Source organism: Streptomyces sp. NBRC 110035, from assembly GCF_000829695.1.
GTDB lineage: Bacteria > Actinomycetota > Actinomycetes > Streptomycetales > Streptomycetaceae > Streptomyces.
In genome coordinates this window covers 292049-310546 of the sequence record NZ_BBNN01000016.1, presented here as the reverse complement: position 1 = coordinate 310546, position 18498 = coordinate 292049, and the positions used below count along the sequence as shown (strand labels likewise).

At 71.9% G+C, this 18498-nt stretch carries 19 protein-coding genes and 1 pseudogene; 4 read left to right on the top strand and 16 right to left on the bottom strand.

The annotated features are described in order from the left end of the window. Nucleotides 1-138: 138 nt before the first annotated feature. A complete protein-coding gene (locus TU30_RS33615; protein WP_078878108.1) occupies nt 139-549 on the bottom strand; it encodes a gas vesicle protein in 411 nt (136 codons plus the stop codon). Nucleotides 550-1053: 504 nt separating this feature from the next. On the opposite strand from TU30_RS33615, the gene TU30_RS03915 reads away from it, so the two are divergent. After that, entirely contained in the window at nt 1054-1419 is a 366-nt protein-coding gene (locus TU30_RS03915; RefSeq protein WP_042164814.1) for a hypothetical protein, read from the top strand. A 75-nt stretch (nt 1420-1494) separates the two neighbouring features. On the opposite strand, the gene TU30_RS03910 is transcribed toward TU30_RS03915, so the two are convergent. The 11 genes and pseudogenes from TU30_RS03910 to aztB form a co-directional block, all read right to left on the bottom strand. After that, nucleotides 1495-1926 (bottom strand): hypothetical protein, encoded by a 432-nt coding sequence (locus TU30_RS03910; protein WP_042164509.1) that lies wholly within the window; start codon nt 1924-1926, stop codon nt 1495-1497. Nucleotides 1927-2014: 88 nt separating this feature from the next. After that, the gene (locus TU30_RS03905) at nt 2015-2905 is read right to left on the bottom strand and encodes a glucose 1-dehydrogenase (RefSeq protein ID WP_042164507.1); all 891 of its coding nucleotides are present in this window, start codon (nt 2903-2905) and stop codon (nt 2015-2017) included. 96 nt (nt 2906-3001) lie between these two features. Continuing rightward, complete coding sequence (locus TU30_RS03900) at nt 3002-3604, bottom strand: flavodoxin family protein (RefSeq protein WP_042164505.1); 603 nt, start codon at nt 3602-3604, stop codon at nt 3002-3004. A gap of 163 nt (nt 3605-3767) precedes the next feature. Further along, nucleotides 3768-4046 (bottom strand): annotated as a pseudogene (locus TU30_RS38190) (SRPBCC family protein); the annotation flags it as partial. Between the two features lie 264 nt (nt 4047-4310). Next, on the bottom strand, nt 4311-5342 hold the full coding sequence (locus TU30_RS03890) for an iron-containing redox enzyme family protein (RefSeq protein ID WP_234307763.1): 1032 nt from the start codon (nt 5340-5342) through the stop codon (nt 4311-4313). Then, nucleotides 5339-5647, bottom strand: coding sequence for a CDGSH iron-sulfur domain-containing protein (locus TU30_RS33605; protein ID WP_176726140.1), 309 nt, complete (start codon nt 5645-5647; stop codon nt 5339-5341). The genes TU30_RS03890 and TU30_RS33605 overlap by 4 nt, the downstream gene beginning before the upstream one ends. A 13-nt stretch (nt 5648-5660) precedes the next feature. Beyond that, a complete protein-coding gene (locus TU30_RS03880) occupies nt 5661-6347 on the bottom strand; it encodes a HemK2/MTQ2 family protein methyltransferase (RefSeq protein ID WP_042164498.1) in 687 nt (228 codons plus the stop codon). A 218-nt stretch (nt 6348-6565) separates the two neighbouring features. Continuing rightward, nucleotides 6566-7777 (bottom strand): zinc metallochaperone AztD, encoded by a 1212-nt coding sequence (gene aztD / locus TU30_RS03875; protein ID WP_042164496.1) that lies wholly within the window; start codon nt 7775-7777, stop codon nt 6566-6568. Nucleotides 7778-7852: 75 nt separating this feature from the next. Further along, nucleotides 7853-8809 carry a zinc ABC transporter substrate-binding protein AztC gene (gene aztC, locus TU30_RS03870; RefSeq protein WP_042164495.1) on the bottom strand — a complete coding sequence of 319 codons (957 nt, stop codon included), beginning with the start codon at nt 8807-8809 and terminating at the stop codon, nt 7853-7855. Continuing rightward, nucleotides 8806-10065, bottom strand: a complete 1260-nt coding sequence (locus tag TU30_RS03865) for a hypothetical protein (RefSeq protein ID WP_042164494.1) — start codon at nt 10063-10065, stop codon at nt 8806-8808. Before TU30_RS03865 ends, aztC begins: the two co-directional genes overlap by 4 nt. A gap of 43 nt (nt 10066-10108) precedes the next feature. Next, the gene (aztB, locus tag TU30_RS03860; protein ID WP_042164493.1) at nt 10109-10954 is read right to left on the bottom strand and encodes a zinc ABC transporter permease AztB; all 846 of its coding nucleotides are present in this window, start codon (nt 10952-10954) and stop codon (nt 10109-10111) included. Nucleotides 10955-10969: 15 nt separating this feature from the next. Between aztB and aztA the strand changes: the two genes are divergently transcribed. The 3 genes from aztA (at nt 10970) to TU30_RS03845 (ending at nt 13668) form a co-directional block, all read left to right on the top strand. Next, nucleotides 10970-11710, top strand: coding sequence for a zinc ABC transporter ATP-binding protein AztA (gene aztA / locus TU30_RS03855; RefSeq protein WP_042164491.1), 741 nt, complete (start codon nt 10970-10972; stop codon nt 11708-11710). A gap of 229 nt (nt 11711-11939) precedes the next feature. After that, a complete protein-coding gene (locus TU30_RS03850; protein WP_042164488.1) occupies nt 11940-12755 on the top strand; it encodes an SAM-dependent methyltransferase in 816 nt (271 codons plus the stop codon). Nucleotides 12756-13002: 247 nt separating this feature from the next. Next, nucleotides 13003-13668 carry a hypothetical protein gene (locus TU30_RS03845; protein ID WP_042164806.1) on the top strand — a complete coding sequence of 222 codons (666 nt, stop codon included), beginning with the start codon at nt 13003-13005 and terminating at the stop codon, nt 13666-13668. A 40-nt stretch (nt 13669-13708) separates the two neighbouring features. On the opposite strand, the gene TU30_RS03840 is transcribed toward TU30_RS03845, so the two are convergent. From TU30_RS03840 to TU30_RS03825, 4 genes are all read right to left on the bottom strand, one after another. Next, complete coding sequence (locus tag TU30_RS03840; RefSeq protein WP_042164485.1) at nt 13709-14731, bottom strand: TIGR03842 family LLM class F420-dependent oxidoreductase; 1023 nt, start codon at nt 14729-14731, stop codon at nt 13709-13711. An 11-nt stretch (nt 14732-14742) separates the two neighbouring features. Next, entirely contained in the window at nt 14743-16158 is a 1416-nt protein-coding gene (gene hydA / locus TU30_RS03835) for a dihydropyrimidinase (RefSeq protein ID WP_042164482.1), read from the bottom strand. Nucleotides 16159-16311: 153 nt separating this feature from the next. Further along, nucleotides 16312-17598, bottom strand: a complete 1287-nt coding sequence (locus TU30_RS03830; RefSeq protein ID WP_042164480.1) for an aspartate aminotransferase family protein — start codon at nt 17596-17598, stop codon at nt 16312-16314. Further along, on the bottom strand, nt 17595-18437 hold the full coding sequence (locus TU30_RS03825) for a nitrilase-related carbon-nitrogen hydrolase (RefSeq protein ID WP_042164478.1): 843 nt from the start codon (nt 18435-18437) through the stop codon (nt 17595-17597). Before TU30_RS03825 ends, TU30_RS03830 begins: the two co-directional genes overlap by 4 nt. Between the last annotated feature and the right edge of the window lie 61 nt (nt 18438-18498).

Sequence of the window (18498 nt, the reverse complement as noted above, 5' to 3'; positions counted from 1 at the left end):
TGGTTGCTTCTCCGGTCGAGTGGCCCAGGGCCTGTCGCGGAAGTGGCGTCGTCGCCCGGAGGGCGGCCGCGCGGCGTCCGGTGCGGCGAGAGCGCGTGCCGGGCGTCGCACGGCAGGCGCCGCTTCCGCACCGGGCCCCTAGCGGCCGCCGGAACCGCGCACGTCGGCCCGGCCCCTCTCATAGCGCCTGACGCGCCGGTAACCTGCGAGCTGCCCCTGGGAGTCGATCTCCACCTGGTAACTCGCCAGCAGGCTCATCGTGTCGGGCACCCGCTCGAGCTCGAGAACCTCGACCTCCAGCGTCCAGCCCGCCTCCGTCTGTCCGAAGGACGACACGGATTCGACGGTCAGGCCGGTGAGCTCCGCGAACTGGTCGCGCGCCTGACGCAGCACCTCCATCGGACTCGGCCGACGCTCCTTCGCAGGGGTGTCGCCCGTCTGCTTGCTGTCGCCCTCGGTCGAGTTCCGAGAACTTCGTGACGAATTCTGCGACTTCCGTGAACTCTGTTGTGAATTTTGCGATTCGGACGTGTTCTTCGTATTCGACATGGCCACCTCGTCCTCCGTGTGGCCGCAGGATCGTTCGCCAAGCCTCCACGATCGCCTGCGCGTGCCACACGCCGACCGCCGTGGTGCTGGGTCGCGGCCCAAGTCGCCTGCGTCAGAGGCATGCTGATGGTTATTCAGAGAAGCCCCGGGAAGCCGGGAGAACGCACCCGAGCACCGTCCAGTACGCGGGCAGCCGGCGGAGGGCCTCCACGCCCCGGCACCGCGGCCCGGCCGCTCGCCCCCCGGCACACGCCTCCTGCCCGCCGTCGCGCACCCGGGAAGCGGCCCGGGGGAAGCGCTCCGGGGGAAGGGCATGCTCACCACAGGCCGGCGCGAGTCCCATGACAGGCCGGACGCCCGCCGCCTCACTCACGCGCCCGGCCGAACACCGGTCCGCACGTGCGACGGGCCCGGACGGATGCCACATACACCTAGCGCCTGAAGGTGGACAATTCTCCCATGGGGCGGCGCAAAGGCATCGCCCTCGCCGAAGGCAGGTCGGTCATGGCGAAGAAACCACCCGCGTCCGAGCCACCCCGGGGGAAGGGCCCGAGCCGTCACCAGGGGACCTCGCAGCACGGCTGGTCTCCCGACGTGGACGAGACGCACCAGCAGGAGAACCCCAGTGCCCGCCGCTCCTTCCGCACAGCCGAGCACGGCGGCGGGAAGGGGCCGGGACGGACCAGGTCCGAGGAAGAGACGAAGTCCGTGCCGGGCGAGACGGTGAAGAGCGACAGCGCACGCGGCGAGGAGCACGCCCGCAACGACGAGAAGGGCCGGCGGGACACGGGGCCCAGGGGCCGCTCCCAGCGCCCCAGCGGCACCACGGACGCCTCCGCGAGGACCGGCGTCGATCCACAGGGCCCGTGAACCCGGCTCCCCCTCCCGCCGGCACCACCGGCACCACCGGAGGGCCGGTACTCCGGTCCTATGCCCGCCGTGCGCTCACGGGGTCTGCCCGGGGGTGCGGCGGGCTTCCTTCATCTCCGCCTCGTACACGTGCTCGCGCCCCTCGAGAAGTTCGCTCCGGATGCGGGCCTCGGCCTCTGCGAAGGGCCGGTAGTAGTGGGTGTTGTACTCCTCGACGATCTCGAAGGTCCAGTGCCCGGGAATGACGTTCCGGCCCACGATGTCGTGCTGCAGCCGGTCGGCCTGGGCATGGTGACCCCCGGCGCGCAGGTGCTCCAGCGCCTCGTCCAGCTTCAGGTCCGCACCACCGGTCAGCTGGTGGAAGGCGTAGAGGCTGCCCCGGGCCCGTTCCACGGTCTCCAGCGCCTCCGAGAGCGCGCCCAGGGCCTTCACCGTGGTGTCGGTGGCGCCGTCGGGCCGGCGGTGGAACGGGTCGGGGCTTCGGGGTCCGTCCGGGTTCTCGTTCATGGTTCTCCTGTCCTGCCGGCGGGCGAGCGGCCCGCCGCCCTGGTACGCATGCCTCGGACACCGCCGCGCCCGTGCTCGTACCGGTCCGTCACGGCAGCGGGGTGCCGCCGGTCGCGTTGACGATCTCGCCGGTGATGTAGCTCGCCTGCGGGGAGGCCAGGAAGACGTAGGCGGGCGCCATCTCGGCCGGCTGGGCGGGCCGGCCGAGCGGTGACTGCTTCCCGAACTCCTGGGTGTCCGGGAGCGTCGCGGGAATCAGCGGTGTCCAGACGGGCCCGGGTGCGACCGCGTTGACGCGGATGCCGTCCTTGGCCAGCATCTGCGCGAGCCCCTGGGTGAAGGTGACGATCGCGCCCTTCGTCATGGCGTAGTCCAGCAGGTGGGGGCTGGGCTTGTAGCCCTGGACGGAGGCCGAGTTGATGATGCTGCCACCGGCCGGAATGTGCGGGAGGGCCATTTTGGAGAGCCAGAACATGCCGTACAGATTGGTGCGCACCACCCGGTCGAACTGTTCGGTGCTGATGGCCGCGATGCCTTCGGGCTGGGACATCTGGTAGGCGGCGTTGTTGACGAGGATGTCGATGCGGCCGAATTCCTCGACGGCCCGGTCGACGAGGCTCCGGCACGCCTCCTCCACGCGGATGTCGCATTCGACCGCGACGGCGCGCCGGCCGGCGTCCTCGACCAGTCCGACGGTCGTGCGGGCCTCGTCCTGTTCCTCGGGCAGATACGTGAGAAGGACGTCCGCGCCCTCACGGGCGTAGGCGAGGGCGACCGCCCGGCCGATGCCGGAGTCCCCGCCGGTGATCAGCGCCCTGCGCCCGGTCAGGACGCCGGAACCGCGGTACGTCTCCTCGCCGTGGTCCGGCGGCGGATCCATCGGCCCGGTCCAGCCGGGGTGGGCCTGGTCCTGCTGGGCGAACTCGGGCTGCGGGTGCTGCTCGGCGGGGTGGGGCGTGGGCGGCTCGTTCTGGGCCATGGACTGCTTCTCCTGTCTGTCGCCACGGTTCTGTCTGTTACTGCGGTTCTGTCCGTCGCCGCGGCCTCCCGGTACCGGACCGGTGCCCACGAGGGCTCAACTCGGGGGGTAGGGCGCTTCCTCGAGGAGTTTCGCCAGGTGCACGGCGTTGGCTGCCAGGGCCTTGGTGGTGGCGGCCACGGCGTCGGGGGTCGCCTCCAGGTCCTGGTAGTCCGTGCCCTGCTGGGCTTCACCGACCCAGTAGGTCACCGCACCCGGCGACAGCGAGAACCCGAGGTCGTTGAGCCCTTGGAAGAGATCCGCGCTCACCTTGTGCGCACCGTCCTCGTTGCCCACGACGGCGACCAGGCCGACCTTGCCGCCGAACAGCCGGCGCCCCTGCTCGTCGGTCTCCGAGATGTCGGCGTTCAGGCGTTCCAGGACGCGCTGGCAGAGGCTGGAGGGGTGGCCGAGCCAGATCGGGGTGGCCAGGAGCACGATGTCGGCGGCCATCACCTTCTCCCACAGCCCGGGCCAGTCGTCTCCGTCGCCCATGTCGCGGGCGACCCCCGGCCGGATGTCGTGGTCGGCGACGCGGACCGTCTCGCCCTCCACACCGAGGCCGGCGAGTTCCGACATCACCTGCCCGGCGAGGTGGTGACTGCTGGAAGGGGCGGGTGAGGGGGTGAGTGTGCAGACGAGTGCGACAGCGCGGGTCATGGATCCTCCTGGTCGTGCGGGATCGCCGCGGAAAGCACCGCGGGGGCGTGGACGGGGGCAGCCGCCGGGGTAAGATCACGGCGGAGGGCCGCCGCGGGGAGTGCTCGACGACGTCGGCCAGCCGGGCGAGCATGCTGCGGTGGCGCAGTTGGACGAGGGCGTCGACGAGCGTGTTGTGGAGCATCCCGCCCGGTCCGCGCAGGGGATGCTCGTTGATGGTGACCAGTGTGTTCTCGCCCCAGGGCCGTACCTCGAGAGCGATCCGCGCGGTGCCGAGCCATCCGCTGTCGGCTTCCATCTCCAGGATGAAGGGCGCTTCGCACCGACGGACGACGGTGCTCCCCGACACCGACCACGGCGCCAGATGAACGGTGTACGCGATGCTGGAGCCGACGCGGGGCCACACGCCGGCCTCGGGCCGTGTCCCGGACGTGCCGACCACCCAGTCGCCGTAGCGCGTGCCGTCGGCGAGCACCGCCCAGACGTCAGCGGGCGTTCGATCAGCCGGTGCCGTTCAGCCATGGATCCTCCAGGGTCACGGTGGGCTCACTGGTGGTAGTCCTGGTGCCCAGCCTGTCGCGGCTCATCCCCCTGTTCCTCCACTTTTGCACGCATCCCGGGGATCCGCCGCCTGTCGGACGCGGGCCGGCCGTCCTCGCAACGGGTGACGTGTCCGGGACCGGGGCGCCCCGGACCGCCGGACGGGTCAGAGCGGTCCGCGCAGACTGGTACGTCCGTCGTGCCAGGCGGTGAGTGTCTTCTCGGCCAGGCGCGCGTCCAGCAGATCGGTGGCGTGGATGCCGAACGCCACGTCCGCCTCCAGCCACGGCTCCTCCTCCAGGAGCCCGCCCACCACGTCGCGGCGGACGACCTGTTCGTGGACGGCGTCGGCCTCCACGTGCTCGGCGTAGAAGTGCACGGCCGCCTCGCCGGCACCCGTGCGGCGCATCGCCTCGGCCAGCCGGCGGGAGGCCGGCGACGAGGTGACCTCGACGGCGGCGAAGTGTCCCACCAGCGCGCCGCGCAGAGCGCGGTGCAGGCCGAACACCGACATCAGGTTGACGATCGCCAGCATCTCCGCCGTCGCCACGTCGACGTACCGGCCGTACGTCGTGTCCAGGTCCAGGTCCCTCATGAGGTCCGCGAAGAGCCGTGAGTGCATCCGTGCCGCCTGCCCGGCACCGAACTCGTCGAACTCGACAGCGACCATGGCCGCCTTCGCCCTGCCCCGCAGCCGGGGTATCACCCAGGCGTGCGGATCGGCTTCCTTGAGGTGGTAGAGCGAGCGCTGGGCCGCGTACTCACGCAGCTGCCACAGTTCCCCTTCGTCCCGGAGGCGGCCCGAAAGACCACCGGCCTCCACGGGCTCGACGAGGATCCCGGCGAACGCGTCCTCGAGGCCGGTGCCGCGCCCGGTGCCGCGCCCGGTGTCCGCGCGCAGCGCGTCCAGGAAGCGGCGTTCCAGACCGGCGCGCAGCCCGAGCAGTCCCGGATTCCACTCCCAGGCGGAATCGACGTCGTGGAATCCGCGGTAGTGCAGTTCGTAGCAGAGGTAGAGCGCGAGGTGGAGGTCCTCTCCGTACGGGTCGGCCTCGTCGGCCGCCCCGCGTGACGGCAGGCGGATCTCGTCGCCGGGGTCGCTGCGCAGCGCACGGACGACTCCGTGGCTGAGGTCGCCACGGCCCGCCGGCAGGGCGGGTCCGGTCAGCGGGGCATGGGGCTCCTGGACTGTCTTCACTCTGCGGCCTCACCACTCGGGTCGGCGATCCTGGCAGCGGTCTCGTCGGCGGTGCGTCCGGCGTCCGGACCGGCACGTCGTGCCGACTCGTCCTGGCCGGCCGCGGGGCGCCCGGTGTGCGGGCCCCGGCCGGCGGAGTCCCTGACCCTGCGGCGGTGGCTGGTGTCGCACCACGGGTAGGTCCTGCTGCGCCGGCAGGCGCACAGGGCCACCACGAAACGGTCCGACGTGACCGTGCTCCCGTCGTCGAGGGTCACTTCGACCGGCCCCTCCAGGAGTACCGGTCCGTCCTTCGTCGGCGTCACGCGGTGCGGCCTGTCACCGGATGCGGTCGGCACGGATGATCACCAGCTCTTCCTTCTCGTCGTCGGGCGCGATCAGACCGCGGCCCGTCAGCCACTTCCTGCGTGCCGACAGCACCGGGCCGAAGGGCACGCGGCGCCGATCGGTCACCTCGGCCCGCAGGCCTGACCGCTCCAGACGCTCCAGGGTGGCGGAGACCCCGCACAGGGCCGAGTGCACCAGCAGCACGGCCCCGCGGGGCCGCAGCAGGTCCGCCGCTCCGTCGCACAGACGGTCGACGAGGAGGCGGCCGTCGTGACCGGCGTCCCAGGCTCTGGCCGAGCCCCGCCGGGGTGGTGCGGCGTCCGGAGCGGGCACGTACGGCGGATTGCTGAGGATGAGGTCGAAGCGCCGTCCGGCGGCGGGGGTCAGGAGATCCCCCCGGACGACGTCGACCCTCAGTCCGGCGATCGCCGCGTTCACGCGGGTGGTGAGCACGGCGCGGCGGGTGCGGTCGACCGCCGACACGCGTGCTCCCCGCCGTGCTGCGGCGAGGGCGAGCACACCCGATCCCGTTCCGACGTCCAGGACCTCCGTGCCGGGGCCGACCGCCTCACGTTCCAGAGCCTCCCGCAGCAGCAGCGTGTCCTCCTGAGGCGCGTAGACGCCTCGCGGCGCCATCATCCGACCGCCCAGGTTGTACGTTCCCAGCAGACCTGGCATCGGCTCACCTCACGCATCCGGTTGAAGCGCACCCTGCACGCTGTTCTCACGAGGACTCAGGACCCAGTGCCCCTGGAGGAAACGTTTAATCAACGCCTCTGTCCCGTTACCGGCGGTGCCCGGGTGCGGCCGGGCACCGCGCGGCCGAAACCGTGGAGGCCCCGGCGGGCCGGCGCGCCGGGCGCGCGGTGGCCCGCCGGGGGCGACCGGCCGGGAGGTCAGTGACCCGCGACGACGCCGGAGAGTTCGTTGGTGCTCTTCGGCAGGGTCATGGAGGCGACCTTCTCGCCCGTTTCGATGTCCACGGCGTGCAGTTCGCGCGTGCCCGGTTCGGAGACGTACGCGGTGTGGTCGCGGACGAAGAGGGTGGGCCTCGGCTGCTGCCAGTCGAGCGGCTCCTGCCACGCGCCCACGACGGGGATCTTCTTCCCGACCTTGCCCGTCTCCGGGTCGATCACGCGCAGGGCGCCGTCCGTACCGAGGACGAGCGCCTCGCCGTGGGGTCCCCGGCCCAGCGAACGGAAGGAGTAGCTGGTGCCGAGGTCGACCAGGCGCAGTTCCGCCGTCCCGGTGTCGATCAGGGACACGCGCGTCGGCCGCTCCAGCTCGGCGTCCGGGTCGGTCTTGTAGTCGCCCAGCAGGACCGGGGAGGCGTCGCTGCCGGCCTGGTTGCCGATGCGGCCGTAGTCGTCGGGGGCGTCGACCTTGGTGAACTCGCCGTCCTTGTAGATCAGGATGCCGTCCTCGCAGCCGACGGCGACGGCCTCGCCCTGGGCGGCGGCCTCGCCGTGGACGCCGGGGCACTTCTCGTTGCGCGCGATCTCCTTGTCGTTCCGGTCGAGGACGAGGGCGCCGGTGCGCTTCTCCTCGGTGCCCACGGTGGTGAGGAGTTCGCCGTTGCCCAGCTCGATGGCGACGCCGTGGTGCGGTTCGGCGGAGGTGTACCTACGGCCCTCGGGCTTCTCGCCGCCGGCGAGGCCCGCGGGGTCGAGGACGTTGACCTCGCCCGTGCCGTCGGTGAACAGGACCGTCTTGCCGGCATGCCGTACGACGTGTCCCGGCTCGGCGCCCTCGTACGTGATGTCGGTGAGGGTCTGCCCGGCGGCATCGAGGACCCGGAAGCCGGAGTCGGTGGAGACGAAGACATGGGAGTCGTCACCGGCGGGGTTGACGCGGTTGAAGCCGGGCAGCTCGATCGTCGAGGCGAGCTTCAGGGTCTCGCCGTCCAGGATGTACAGGCCGCCGTCGAAGGTGGCGACCAGCGGATCCTCGACCGTGGCGGCCCCGGCGCCCGGGGTGCCCTTCGACGCCTTCTCCGTCTTCGCGTCGGACGAGGAGCTCTGGCCGCCTCCGCAGGCGGTCAGGACGGCGGAGACCGCCAGGGCGAGGGCCGTCCCCGCGAGGGCTCCGGCGCGTGTCGACTTGCTCACTGTGCGTGTTCCTTTCCGGCCGCGCGGGCGCGGCTTCGGGGTGGGGTGTTCGAAAACGAGGGCTGGTGCGCGGGGTCAGCCGGCGGTCAGGCCGTCCGTCATGGCGGTGGTGTTGGCGCGCATCATCTGCAGGTAGGTGCCGGCGCCCTTGCCCTTCTCGGTCAGCGACTCGGAGTGCAGCGCGACGACCCGGACCCGGCCGCCCAGTTCCGTGCGCAGGACCTCGGCCAGCCGGGTGGGCTGGGAGGAGTCCGTGAAGACGGTCCGCACTCCGGCCTCGCGCATGGCCTCGGTGAGCGAGCGCAGGTCCGAGGAGCTGGGCGAGGCCAGCGTCGTACCGCTCGGTACGACCGCGCCGACCGTCCTGAAGCCGAAGCGTTCGGCGAGGTAGCCGAAGACGTGGTGGTTGGTCACCAGCGCGCGCCGCTGCTCGGGTATGCGGTCGAAGGAGCGTTCCATCCAGGCGGTCAGGTCGGCGAGTCGTCCGTCGTAGCGGTCGGCGTTGGCGCGGATCGCCTCCTCGTCCACTCCCTCCACGTGCTCGACGACCCGGTCGGCGATCAGGCCGGCGGCCGTGCGCACCCGGTCGGGGTCGGTCCAGAAGTGCGGGTCGGGCTGCCCGGCGTCCGCCTGGGGGCCGCCGTCGGCCGGCGCCCGGAAGACGAGCGGGTCCACCGCCCTGCCGGCCTCGAGCGTGGCGGTTCCCGCCTCCCGGGCGGCCTCCACGTGCCGCAGTACGTTCTCCTCCAGGCCCAGCCCGTTGAAGACCACGAGGTCGGCCCGCTCCAGCTCGGCGGCCTGCACGGCCGACAGCCCGAAGGAGTGCGGGTCGGCGTTCGGTTTCATCAGCACCGTGACGTCGGCCTCGTCGCCGACGATCTCCCGGGTGATGTCGCCGAGGATGTTCGTCGTCACCACGACCCGGGGCCGGTCGTCGCCGGTCGCGCACGCGGTGGCCGTGCCGGCGAGGGCGAGCAGGGTGAGGAGCAGGCGGCGCAGCCGCAGGACGGCGCGCTTCGGTGTCGTCGTCATCGGCCGGTCTCCACCATCAGGGCCGGTTCGATGTCGAGGTCGAAGGTGCGCGCGATGCGCAGGTCGTCGTTGTAGTCGATCTCGTACACGCGCTTGCCCGCCGGGTCGTTGAGGTAGGCGCGGCTGCGGTCGACCTCGATGACGGGCCGGGGCGTCGTCGCGTCCGGTCCGGTGCCGGGTACGTCCTTCAGCAGCGGCTTCGTCCGGGACACCTGCTCGCCGGTGGCGATGTCGTAGCCGTACAGGACCCCGTCGGTGCGAAGGACGAGCAGGGGTGAGCCCTCGCCCGCGGTGTTGGCGGCGACGGCGGGGCCGGTCTCCACCCGGGTCCAGGTGCGCTCCGTGACGTCCAGGACCCATACGGCCCGGTCTCCGGCCGGCGCCGTGAGCGTGTCGCTGCCGGCCCGGTGGCGGAAGTCCGTGGCCCGTTCCCGCTCGGGAACGCCCGCACCGTACGGGATCCTCTCCGCGGTGAACGTGCCGTCGTCCGCGCGGACCAGCAGGGCTCCGTCGACGCAGCCGAGGACGGCTCCCCGCCGGGTGACGGCGTCGCCCCGCGGTTCTTCGCACGTGGCGTCCGGTGCCGCGACGCGCTCGCCCTCGCGGTCGTACACCGCGACCTTCGGGGTGCCCTCCGTGTCGTCGGTGAGGGTCAGCAGGTGTTCCTCGTACGGCACGACGGCGCCGGTGTGCGTCCCGGGCAGCGGGCGGGGGGTGCCGAGGGTCCCCGCCTCCAGGTCGGCCCTGCGGTGGATCTCGGCCCGGCCGTCGCCGTGGGTCACGACGGTCACGGCGGCGTCGCTGCGGACGCGGGTGCGGGGGCCGTCGGAGAGGCGGCCCACGCCGCGTATCGCCGTGCGGTAGTAGTGCACGTGGTCGCCGTGGTCCACCGTCCAGGCACCGGTGTCCAGGACGCGCGTGCCGTCCGCGCCGTGGAGGTGGCCGAACCGGCCGTCCGTGGTGAGGGCCGAGGTGTCCGGCGCCCGGGAGACCTCGTGCGACTCTCCGGTGATCAGGTCGAGGACGCGGGTGTCACCGCCGCTCGGGTCGTTGAGGAGCAGCCTGGTCTGCTGCTCGGCCTTCTCCTGCGCCCCTTCGACGTATCCGTGCGGGGTGGTGGCCGACGGGCTCGCCGGCGGGGCGGAGGCGGCGCCGTCCCGGCCGTCCGAGCAGCCTGTGGCGAGCAGCGCGAGGGCCAGGAGCGCGGACACCCCGGCAGTGACGTTTCCTCGGAGGGGCAAGGGGATCGACTCCATCGGGTTTCTGGATCGGGTCTTGGATTCGGGCCGGGGCTTCGGGTCAGGTCTGCGGCTCGGGGCGGCGGCGTTGCCGCCGGTGGCGGAGGCCCGATGCGAGGTGGGAGAGGAAGAACAGGCCCACCGCGAGGGCCGAGACGGTCGCGCCGGCCGCGGTGCTCAGGTGCCAGGAGAGCAGCAGGCCGAAGAAGGTGGCGGCCGCGCCGAGCAGTGCCGCGATCGCCATCACCGCCCGCACACTGCGCCCCCACGGCAGTGCCGCCGCCGGCGGGGCGATGAGCAGGCCCAGGACCAGCAGCGTCCCCACGATGTGGAAGGAGGCGACGATGGCCAGCGCCAGCAGGCCCAGCAGCACGGCGTGGGCGACGCGCGGACGCAGACCGAGGGTGCGGGCCTTGCGCGGGTCGAACGCCAGGACGAGGAAGGCGCGGTGGCCGAGAGCCGAGACCGTCAGCGCCAGCAGCAGTGCCCCTCCCAGCAGGACCAGGTCCTGTTCCCGGACGGCGAGGACGTCGCCGAAGAGGAACCCGGTCAGGTCCACAGCGAAGGACTGCGAGCGCGAGACGATGATGACGCCGAGCGACAGCATCCCGACGAAGAGCAGGCCGATCCCGGTGTCCTGGGACAGTCGTGGGGTACGCCCGAGGGCCGTGACGCCGGCCGTCATCACGGCCGCGCTCAGCAGCGCCCCCACCAGCAGGTTGCCGCCCAGGAGCGCGGCGAGCGCGACTCCGGGCAGCAGTCCGTGCGACATGGCGTCGCCGAGGAAGGCCATGCCTCTGAGCACCACCCAGGTGCCCGCCAGGGCGCAGATCGCCGACACCAGCATCCCGCCCCACAGGGCCCTTTGCACGAAGGTCACCTCGAAAGGGCCTGTCAACCACTCCATGGCGAGCACACTACAATGACAACCATGTTCAATAAAGCCGTCTCCCCCGTCGCCGAGGGCCGGACACCGCCCCGCGTCCGCTTCACCGGACTCTCCGCGGGCTACCCCGGCCACCCCGTGCTCGACCAACTCGACGGCGCGATACCAGCGTTGGCTGTCACCGCACTGATCGGCCCGAACGGCAGCGGGAAGTCCACACTGCTCGGAGTGCTGGCCGGAGTGATCCGCCCCACAGCGGGAGAGGTCCGGCACGCCGGGACCCGGCCCCCGGCGTTCGTCCCGCAGCGCGGGGCCGTCGGTGACACGCTTCCGCTGACGGTCCGGCAGACCGTGGAGATGGGCCGCTGGGGCGAGCGGGGACCGTGGCGCCGGCTCACGCGGCGCGACCGGACTGTGGTGGACGAGGCGATGGAGCGGCTCGGCATCACGGCGCTCGCTGCCCGCCAGCTCGGCGAGCTCTCCGGCGGGCAGCGGCAGCGCACGCTCATGGCGCAGGGCCTGGCCCAGGAGTCGGACCTGCTCCTGCTGGACGAGCCGACCACCGGCCTCGACCCCGAGGCCAGGGAGCGCACGGCGGCCCTGCTGACGGAGCTGGTGGCCGACGGAGTGACCCTCGTCCACGCCACCCACGACCTGGACGCGGCGCGCTCGGCGGACACCTGCCTGCTGCTCCGCGACGGCCGCCTGGCCGGCCAGGGACCGCCGGACCGGCTCCTCACCCCGACGGCACTCGCCCGCATGTGGCAGCCGGCCTGAGGTCCGCGACGGCCGCGCGGGCCTCGTCCCGTCCGGGCCCGGTGCGGCTCGGGCGGGCGGATTCCGCCGTGGCGCGGGCGGGCGGATTCCGCGCCACGCCCGCACCCCTTCGGACAAACGGCCGGAGAAACGAACTGAACTGCGCAACAACACCGTTGGGACGTAAGTTGTGGTGTGACACACCTGCCGGCTGACCACGCCTGCCTCGGCTGAGAGACGGACCGTACCCATGAGCGACCCCGAGACGACACCCGGAACCGCCGCACACCAGAAGATCGACTCCTCGGTGCCGCATTCGGCCCGGATCTGGAACTACTGGCTGGGCGGCAAGGACAACTATCCCGTCGACGAGGAGGCCGGCGACGCGTACACCGCCGTCTTCCCCGGCATCGTGACCATCGCCCGCAGCAGCCGGGCCTTCCTGCGGCGCACCATCACGTACCTGGTCACCGAGGCCGGCATCCGGCAGTTCCTGGACATCGGGACGGGTCTGCCGACCGCCGACAACACACACGAGGTCGCCCAGCGCCTCGCCCCGGAGAGCAGGATCGTCTACGTCGACAACGACCCGATGGTCCTGGCGCACGCCCGCGCCCTGCTCTACTCCACCCCCGAGGGGGCGACCGCCTACGTCGACTCCAACGTGCTGACCCCGGAGCGCGTCCTGGAAGCCGCCGCCCGGACGCTGGACTTCTCCCGCCCCACCGCCCTCATCCTCAGCAACATCCTGGGCCACATCGCCGACCACGACGAGGCGCGCTCCGTCGTCACGCGGCTGATGGACGCGCTGCCGTCCGGCAGCCACCTGTCCGTCAACGACGGCTCACGGGGCATCGACCCGGGCTTCGAGCAGGCCCAGGACGGCTACAACGAGAGCGGCGCCGTGCCGTACAACCTGCGCACCGTCGACGAGATCACCTCGTTCTTCGACGGCCTGGAGCTCCTGGAGCCCGGCGTCGTCCCGGTCACCCGGTGGCGTCCGGACGCCGACGCGGCCGACGCGCCGGTCATCGCCGAGCACGGCGGCCTCGCCCGCAAGCCGTGACCCTCCGACGGGCCGCGGGCCCTCGTGGCCCGCGGTCTCCGGCTCCCACCCGACGACCGACGACAGGGCGCCGCACAACACCCGAATCCAGGGGAAGTACGGCAAAGCGCCACCCGTGGTGGTGCTCCCCGTCACCCCGCACCTACGGAGCGAGTTCGCGCTTCCGCCCCACAGGGAAGCATGTGAGACTGGCGTCCCGTCCGCAGTGCGGGCCCTCTTCCGCACCGACCCCCACGAGAAGTGCGACGTGCGTTCCATTCCTCTGCCGATAGCCCTGACCGCGCGCCTGTCCCCGGTGGTCGTCCTCGCCGCGGCGGGCTGGGCCCTGTCGTCCGGCCCGTCGTCCGAACCGGAGGCCGCCGAGAAGAAGCCGACCGGGGCGACGGGATCGCAGTCCGCCTCCGCCCCGCCGACGACGACCGCGCCGAAGACGTACACCGCCGCCCCCGCGCCCTGCGACAGCATCGCCGAGAAGACCGTCAAGTCCCTTGTGCCGAAGGCGAAGGCGGCCGGCAAGGAGATCAGGTCCACCGACTCCGAGCTGCGCCGCACCTGTTCGTGGAACGCGCTCGACGGCTACGAGTACCGCTGGCTCGACGTCTCCTTCGAGGTCCTCCCGTCGGACGACGCGGCCGAGGAGTCGTACCGGGGGCGGCTGAAGGACCGGAGCGGCGGAGGCGAGGTCCCCGGGCTCGGTGACGCCGGGTACTCGGTCGTGGACCTCACCACCGAGGACGAGCAGCAGACCCGTGAGGGCGTGGTGGTGGCCCGCGCCTCCAACGCGCTGGTGGTCGTGACGTACAACGGCAGCGACTTCGAGTCGAAGAAGGCGCCCTCCACGGACGAGATCAACAAGGGCGCCATCAAGGCCGCCAAGGAGGCGGTGGCGGCACTGCTCGACGGCAGGGCCTGACCCGGCCCGCGCGGGCCGGGTCGGGTCGGGCGGGCCCGGGTCAGGCGTTGACCGCCGGGATCACGTGGGTCCCGTACACGTCGATCACGGTTTCCGGGGCATCGTGCATGTCGTAGACGGCGAACTGGTCGACCCCCAGGGCGCGGAGCGCCTTCAGCTTCCCGACGTGCTGCTCCACCGTGCCGATCAGGCAGAACCGGTCCACGATCCGGTCGGGCACGAACGCGGTGTCGGGGTTGCCGCTGCGGCCGTGGTGGGCGTAGTCGTACTCCTGGCGGGAGGCGATGTAGTCGGTCAGCTCGTGCGGGACGACGCCGCTGTCGGCACCGTACCGGGTGACCAGGTCGGCGACGTGGTTGCCGACCATCCCGCCGAACCAGCGGCACTGTTCACGCGCGTGGGCGAGGGCCTCGGAGGAGTCGTCCTCGGTGACGTAGGCCGGTGCGGCGACGCAGACGGTCACTTCGGCGGGGTCGCGCCCGGCGGCGACGGCGGCGTCCTTGACGGCCTTGACCATGGTCTCGGTGAGGTAGGGGTCGGCGAGCTGGAGGATGAACCCGTCGGCCTCCTCCCCGGCCGTCCTCAGCGCCTTCGGCCCGTACGCGGCCATCCACACGGGGAGGCGGGAGCCCTCCCCGATCCAGGGGAAGCGGACGACGGTGCCGCCGCCGAGGTCGGCCTCCCCGCCCTCGGCGAGGGTGCGGATGACCTTCATGGCCTCGCTCACGCGGGCCAGGGTGTTGGGTGCGCGGCCGGCGACCCGCATCGCGGAGTCGCCCCGGCCGATGCCGCAGACGGTGCGGTTGCCGAACATGTCGTTGAGGGTGGCGAAGGTGGAGGCGGTGACCTCCCAGGCACGGGTGCCCGGGTTGGTGACCATCGGGCCGACGGTGAGCGTCGTCGTGTGGGCGAGGATCTGGCTGTGGATGACAAAGGGCTCCTGCCAGAGCACGGCGGAGTCGAAGGTCCAGCCGTGGGTGAAGCCGGCCTGTTCGGCGCGCTTCATCAGGTCGACGACCCGCGAGGCCGGCGGGTCGGTCTGCAGAACGAGTCCGAAGTCCATTCGCACTGCTCCTAGGTGAGGTACTGACAGGTGGACCGCGGGGTGTAGACGCCGTGGCCCGCGCGGCCGGTGTACTCCCGCTCGGTGATGACGGGTTCACCTCGCGAGAGGACGGTCTCGACGCGGCCGGTGACGCGCCTGCCCTCGTAGGCCGAGTAGTCGACGTTCATGTGGTGGGTCCCGGCGGAGATGACCTGCTCGGCGTGCGGGTCGTAGATCACGACGTCGGCGTCGGCGCCGGGTGCGATGGTGCCCTTCTTCGGGTACAGGCCGAACATGCGGGCCGGGGTGGCGCAGGCGATCTCGATCCAGCGACGGCGGGTGAGGTGCCCGTCGACAACTGCCTGGTGGAGCAGGTCCATTCGGTTCTCGACGCCCGGCAGACCGTTGGGGATCCTGGAGAAGTCGCCGCGGCCGAGGTCCTTCTGGCCGGTGAAGCAGAACGGGCAGTGGTCGGTGGAGACCACCTGGAGGTCGTTGGTGCGCAGGCCCCGCCACAGCGCGGCCTGGTGCTCCTTCGGCCGCAGGGGCGTGCTGCACACGTACTTGGCGCCCTCGAAGTCCGGCTCGGCGAGGTTGTCGGCGGACAGGAACAGGTACTGCGGGCAGGTCTCGCCGAAGACGTTCAGGCCCTCGTCGCGGGCGCGTGCCAGTTCGGCGACCGCCTCCGTCGCGGAGACGTGGACGACGTACAGCGGGGCACCGGCGACCTGGGCGAGGCGGATGGCGCGATGGGTGGCCTCGGCCTCCAGCAGGGCCTTGCGGACCTCGCCGTGGTGGCGGGGGTCCGTCTCGCCGCGGGCCAGGGCCTGCTCGACGAGGACGTCGATCGCGATGCCGTTCTCGGCGTGCATCATGATCAGACCGCCGTTCTCCGCGGAGCGCTGCATGGCGCGCAGGATCTGTCCGTCGTCGCTGTAGAAGACGCCGGGGTAGGCCATGAACTGCTTGAAGGAGGTGACGCCCTCCTCGACCAGCCGGTCCATCTCCCCGAGGGTGCCCGGGTTCACGTCGGAGACGATCATGTGGAAGCCGTAGTCGACGGCGCAGTTGCCCTCGGCCTTGGCGTGCCAGGTGTCCAGTCCCTCGCGCAGGGAGTGGCCGACGCTCTGCACGGCGAAGTCGACGACGGTCGTCGTACCGCCCCAGGCGGCGGCCCGGGTACCGGTCTCGAAGGTGTCGGAGGCGAAGGTGCCGCCGAACGGCAGCTCCATGTGGGTGTGGGCGTCGACGCCGCCCGGCAGGACGTACTTCCCGGTGGCGTCGAGGGTCCGGTCCGCGGTGAACGTCGGGGCGGTGAAGGCCTCGGCGGCCGGGGTGCCCGAGGCGGCGAGGGCCGTGATGCGGCCGTCCTCGATCAGGATGTCGGCGTGGAGTTCGTCGGAGGCGGTGATGACGAGGCCACCACGGATGACGGTACGGCTCATGCGTGCACGCTCCGCTGGGTCGTGGTCGAAAGGTGCGGGTCGTCGGTGGCTGGTCGCGCCCGTGCGGCGGTGGCCGCACGTCGATCCCGGCCCCGCGCCCCTCGAGGGCTTCGCCCCCGCGGGGACGCGGGCGGCCGGGGCGGGCGTCGGCCGCTACCGCAGGCTCCGCAGAGCCTGTTCGAGGATGGCGGCGCCCTCCTCGGCCTCCGCGACGGTGAGGGACAGGGGCGGGGCGATGCGCAGGACGCTGGTGTTGTGGCCGCCGCCCTTGCCGAGGAGCAGTCCGCCCCGGCGGGCGGCCTCCAGCACGGCGGAGGCGGTCCGGGGGTCGGCCTCGTCGGTGCCCGGTACGGTCAGCTCGACGCCGATCATCAGCCCGCGCCCGCGGACCTCGCGGACGGCGGGCACCTGGGCGGCGACGGCCCGCAGGCGTTCGATGAGCAGGCCGCCGACCCGCCGGGCGTTGCCCTGGAGGTCGTGTTCGAGGAGGTAGGTGAGGTTGGCCAGGCCGGCGGCCATGGTGACCTGGGTGCCGCCGAACGTCGAAATACTCTGGGAGTCCAGGCAGTTCATGATCTCGGCGCGGGCGACGACGCCGCCGATGGACATGCCGTTGCCGATGCCCTTGGCGAAGGTCACGATGTCGGGCGGGCCGCTTCGGGCGTGCGCCTGCCAGCCCCAGAAGTGTTCGCCGGTGCGGCCCCAGCCGGTCTGCACCTCGTCGGAGATCCACAGCACCCCGTGCGCGTGCAGGACTTCGCGGAACGCCGCGTACAGTCCGTCGGGCGGTGAGGTGAAGCCGCCGACGCCCTGGATCGGCTCGGCGATCAGGGCCGCGGGCGGACGCGTGTGGCCGAGCAGGTCCTTGAGGTCGTCGACGCAGGCCGCGACGAACTCGTCGTCGCCGAGCGTGGCGTACGGGCCGCGGGTGCGCACGCCTCCGTGCACGTACAGGGTCTGCAGCGGGGACAGTCCGGTCGGGGACCATCCGCGGTTGCCGGTGACGCCGACGGCGCCGAAGGAGCGGCCGTGGTAGCTGTTGCGCATCGCCAGGACGGTGTTGCTGCGCCGGTGGGCGGTGGCGAGCAGCAGGGCGGTGTCGTTGGCCTCGGTGCCGGAGGTGGTGAAGAAGACGCGGGCGTCCGGGATGCCGCTCAACCGGGCGACGCGTTCCGCGAGTTCCACCATGTGCCGGTTGAGGTAGAGGGTGGAGGAGTGGATGATCCGCCCGGCCTGCTCGGCGACCGCCTTCGTCACCTCGGGCAGGGCGTGGGCGGTCATGGTGGTGAGGATGCCGCCGAAGAAGTCGAGGTACCGGTTGCCCTCGGAGTCCCAGACGTGGCGGCCCTCGCCGTGGGTGATCTCGATCGGCTCCTCGTAGTAGAGGGCGAGCCAGTCGGGGAGCACGGAGCGGTGGCGGCCCAGGAGGTCGTCGGTCACGGCCGCACCAGCCCTTCGTAGGCGTCGGGCCGGCGGTCGCGGTAGAAGGCCCACTGCTGCCGCACCTCCTCGACGAGGCCGAGGTCGAGGTCGCGGACCACGAGTTCCTCCTCGCTGTCGCTGGCGACGTCGCCGACGAACTGTCCACGGGGGTCGACGAAGTACGAGGTGCCGTAGAAGTCGTTGTCCCCGTACTCCTCCCGGCCCACGCGGTTGATCGCGGCGACGAAGTACTCGTTGGCGACGGCCGCGGCCGGCTGTTCCAGCTGCCACAGGTGGGACGAGAGTCCGCGGTGCGTGGCGGACGGGTTGTAGACCAACTGGGCTCCGTTGAGGCCGAGTTGGCGCCACCCTTCCGGGAAGTGACGGTCGTAGCAGATGGAGACGCCGACCTTGCCGACGGCGGTGTCGAAGACGGGCCAGCCGAGGTTGCCGGGCTTGAAGTAGAACTTCTCCCAGAACCCCTTGACCTGCGGGATGTGGTGCTTGCGGTACTTGCCGAGGACGGTGCCGTCGGCGTCGATCACGGCGGCGGTGTTGTAGTAGAACCCCGACTGCTCGACCTCGAACACCGGCGCGACGACCACCATGCCGGTCTCACGGGCCAGTTCCCGCATCCGGGTGACGGTCGGCCCGTCGGGCACGCGCTCGGCCCAGCGGTAGTGCTCGGCGTCCTGGACCTGGCAGAAGTAGGGGGAGTTGAAGACCTCCTGGAACCCGATGATCCTCGCGCCCCGCCGGGCCGCCTCGCGGGCGTGCTCCTCGTGTTTCGCCAGCATGGACTCGGTGTCGCCGGTCCAGGTGGCCTGGACCAGGGCGGCACGTACGACGTTGGCCATGAGCTGCTCCTTCGACGCGACGTCAGCGCCTCTACGCCCGTAGAAGCGGTCGTAGAGGGAC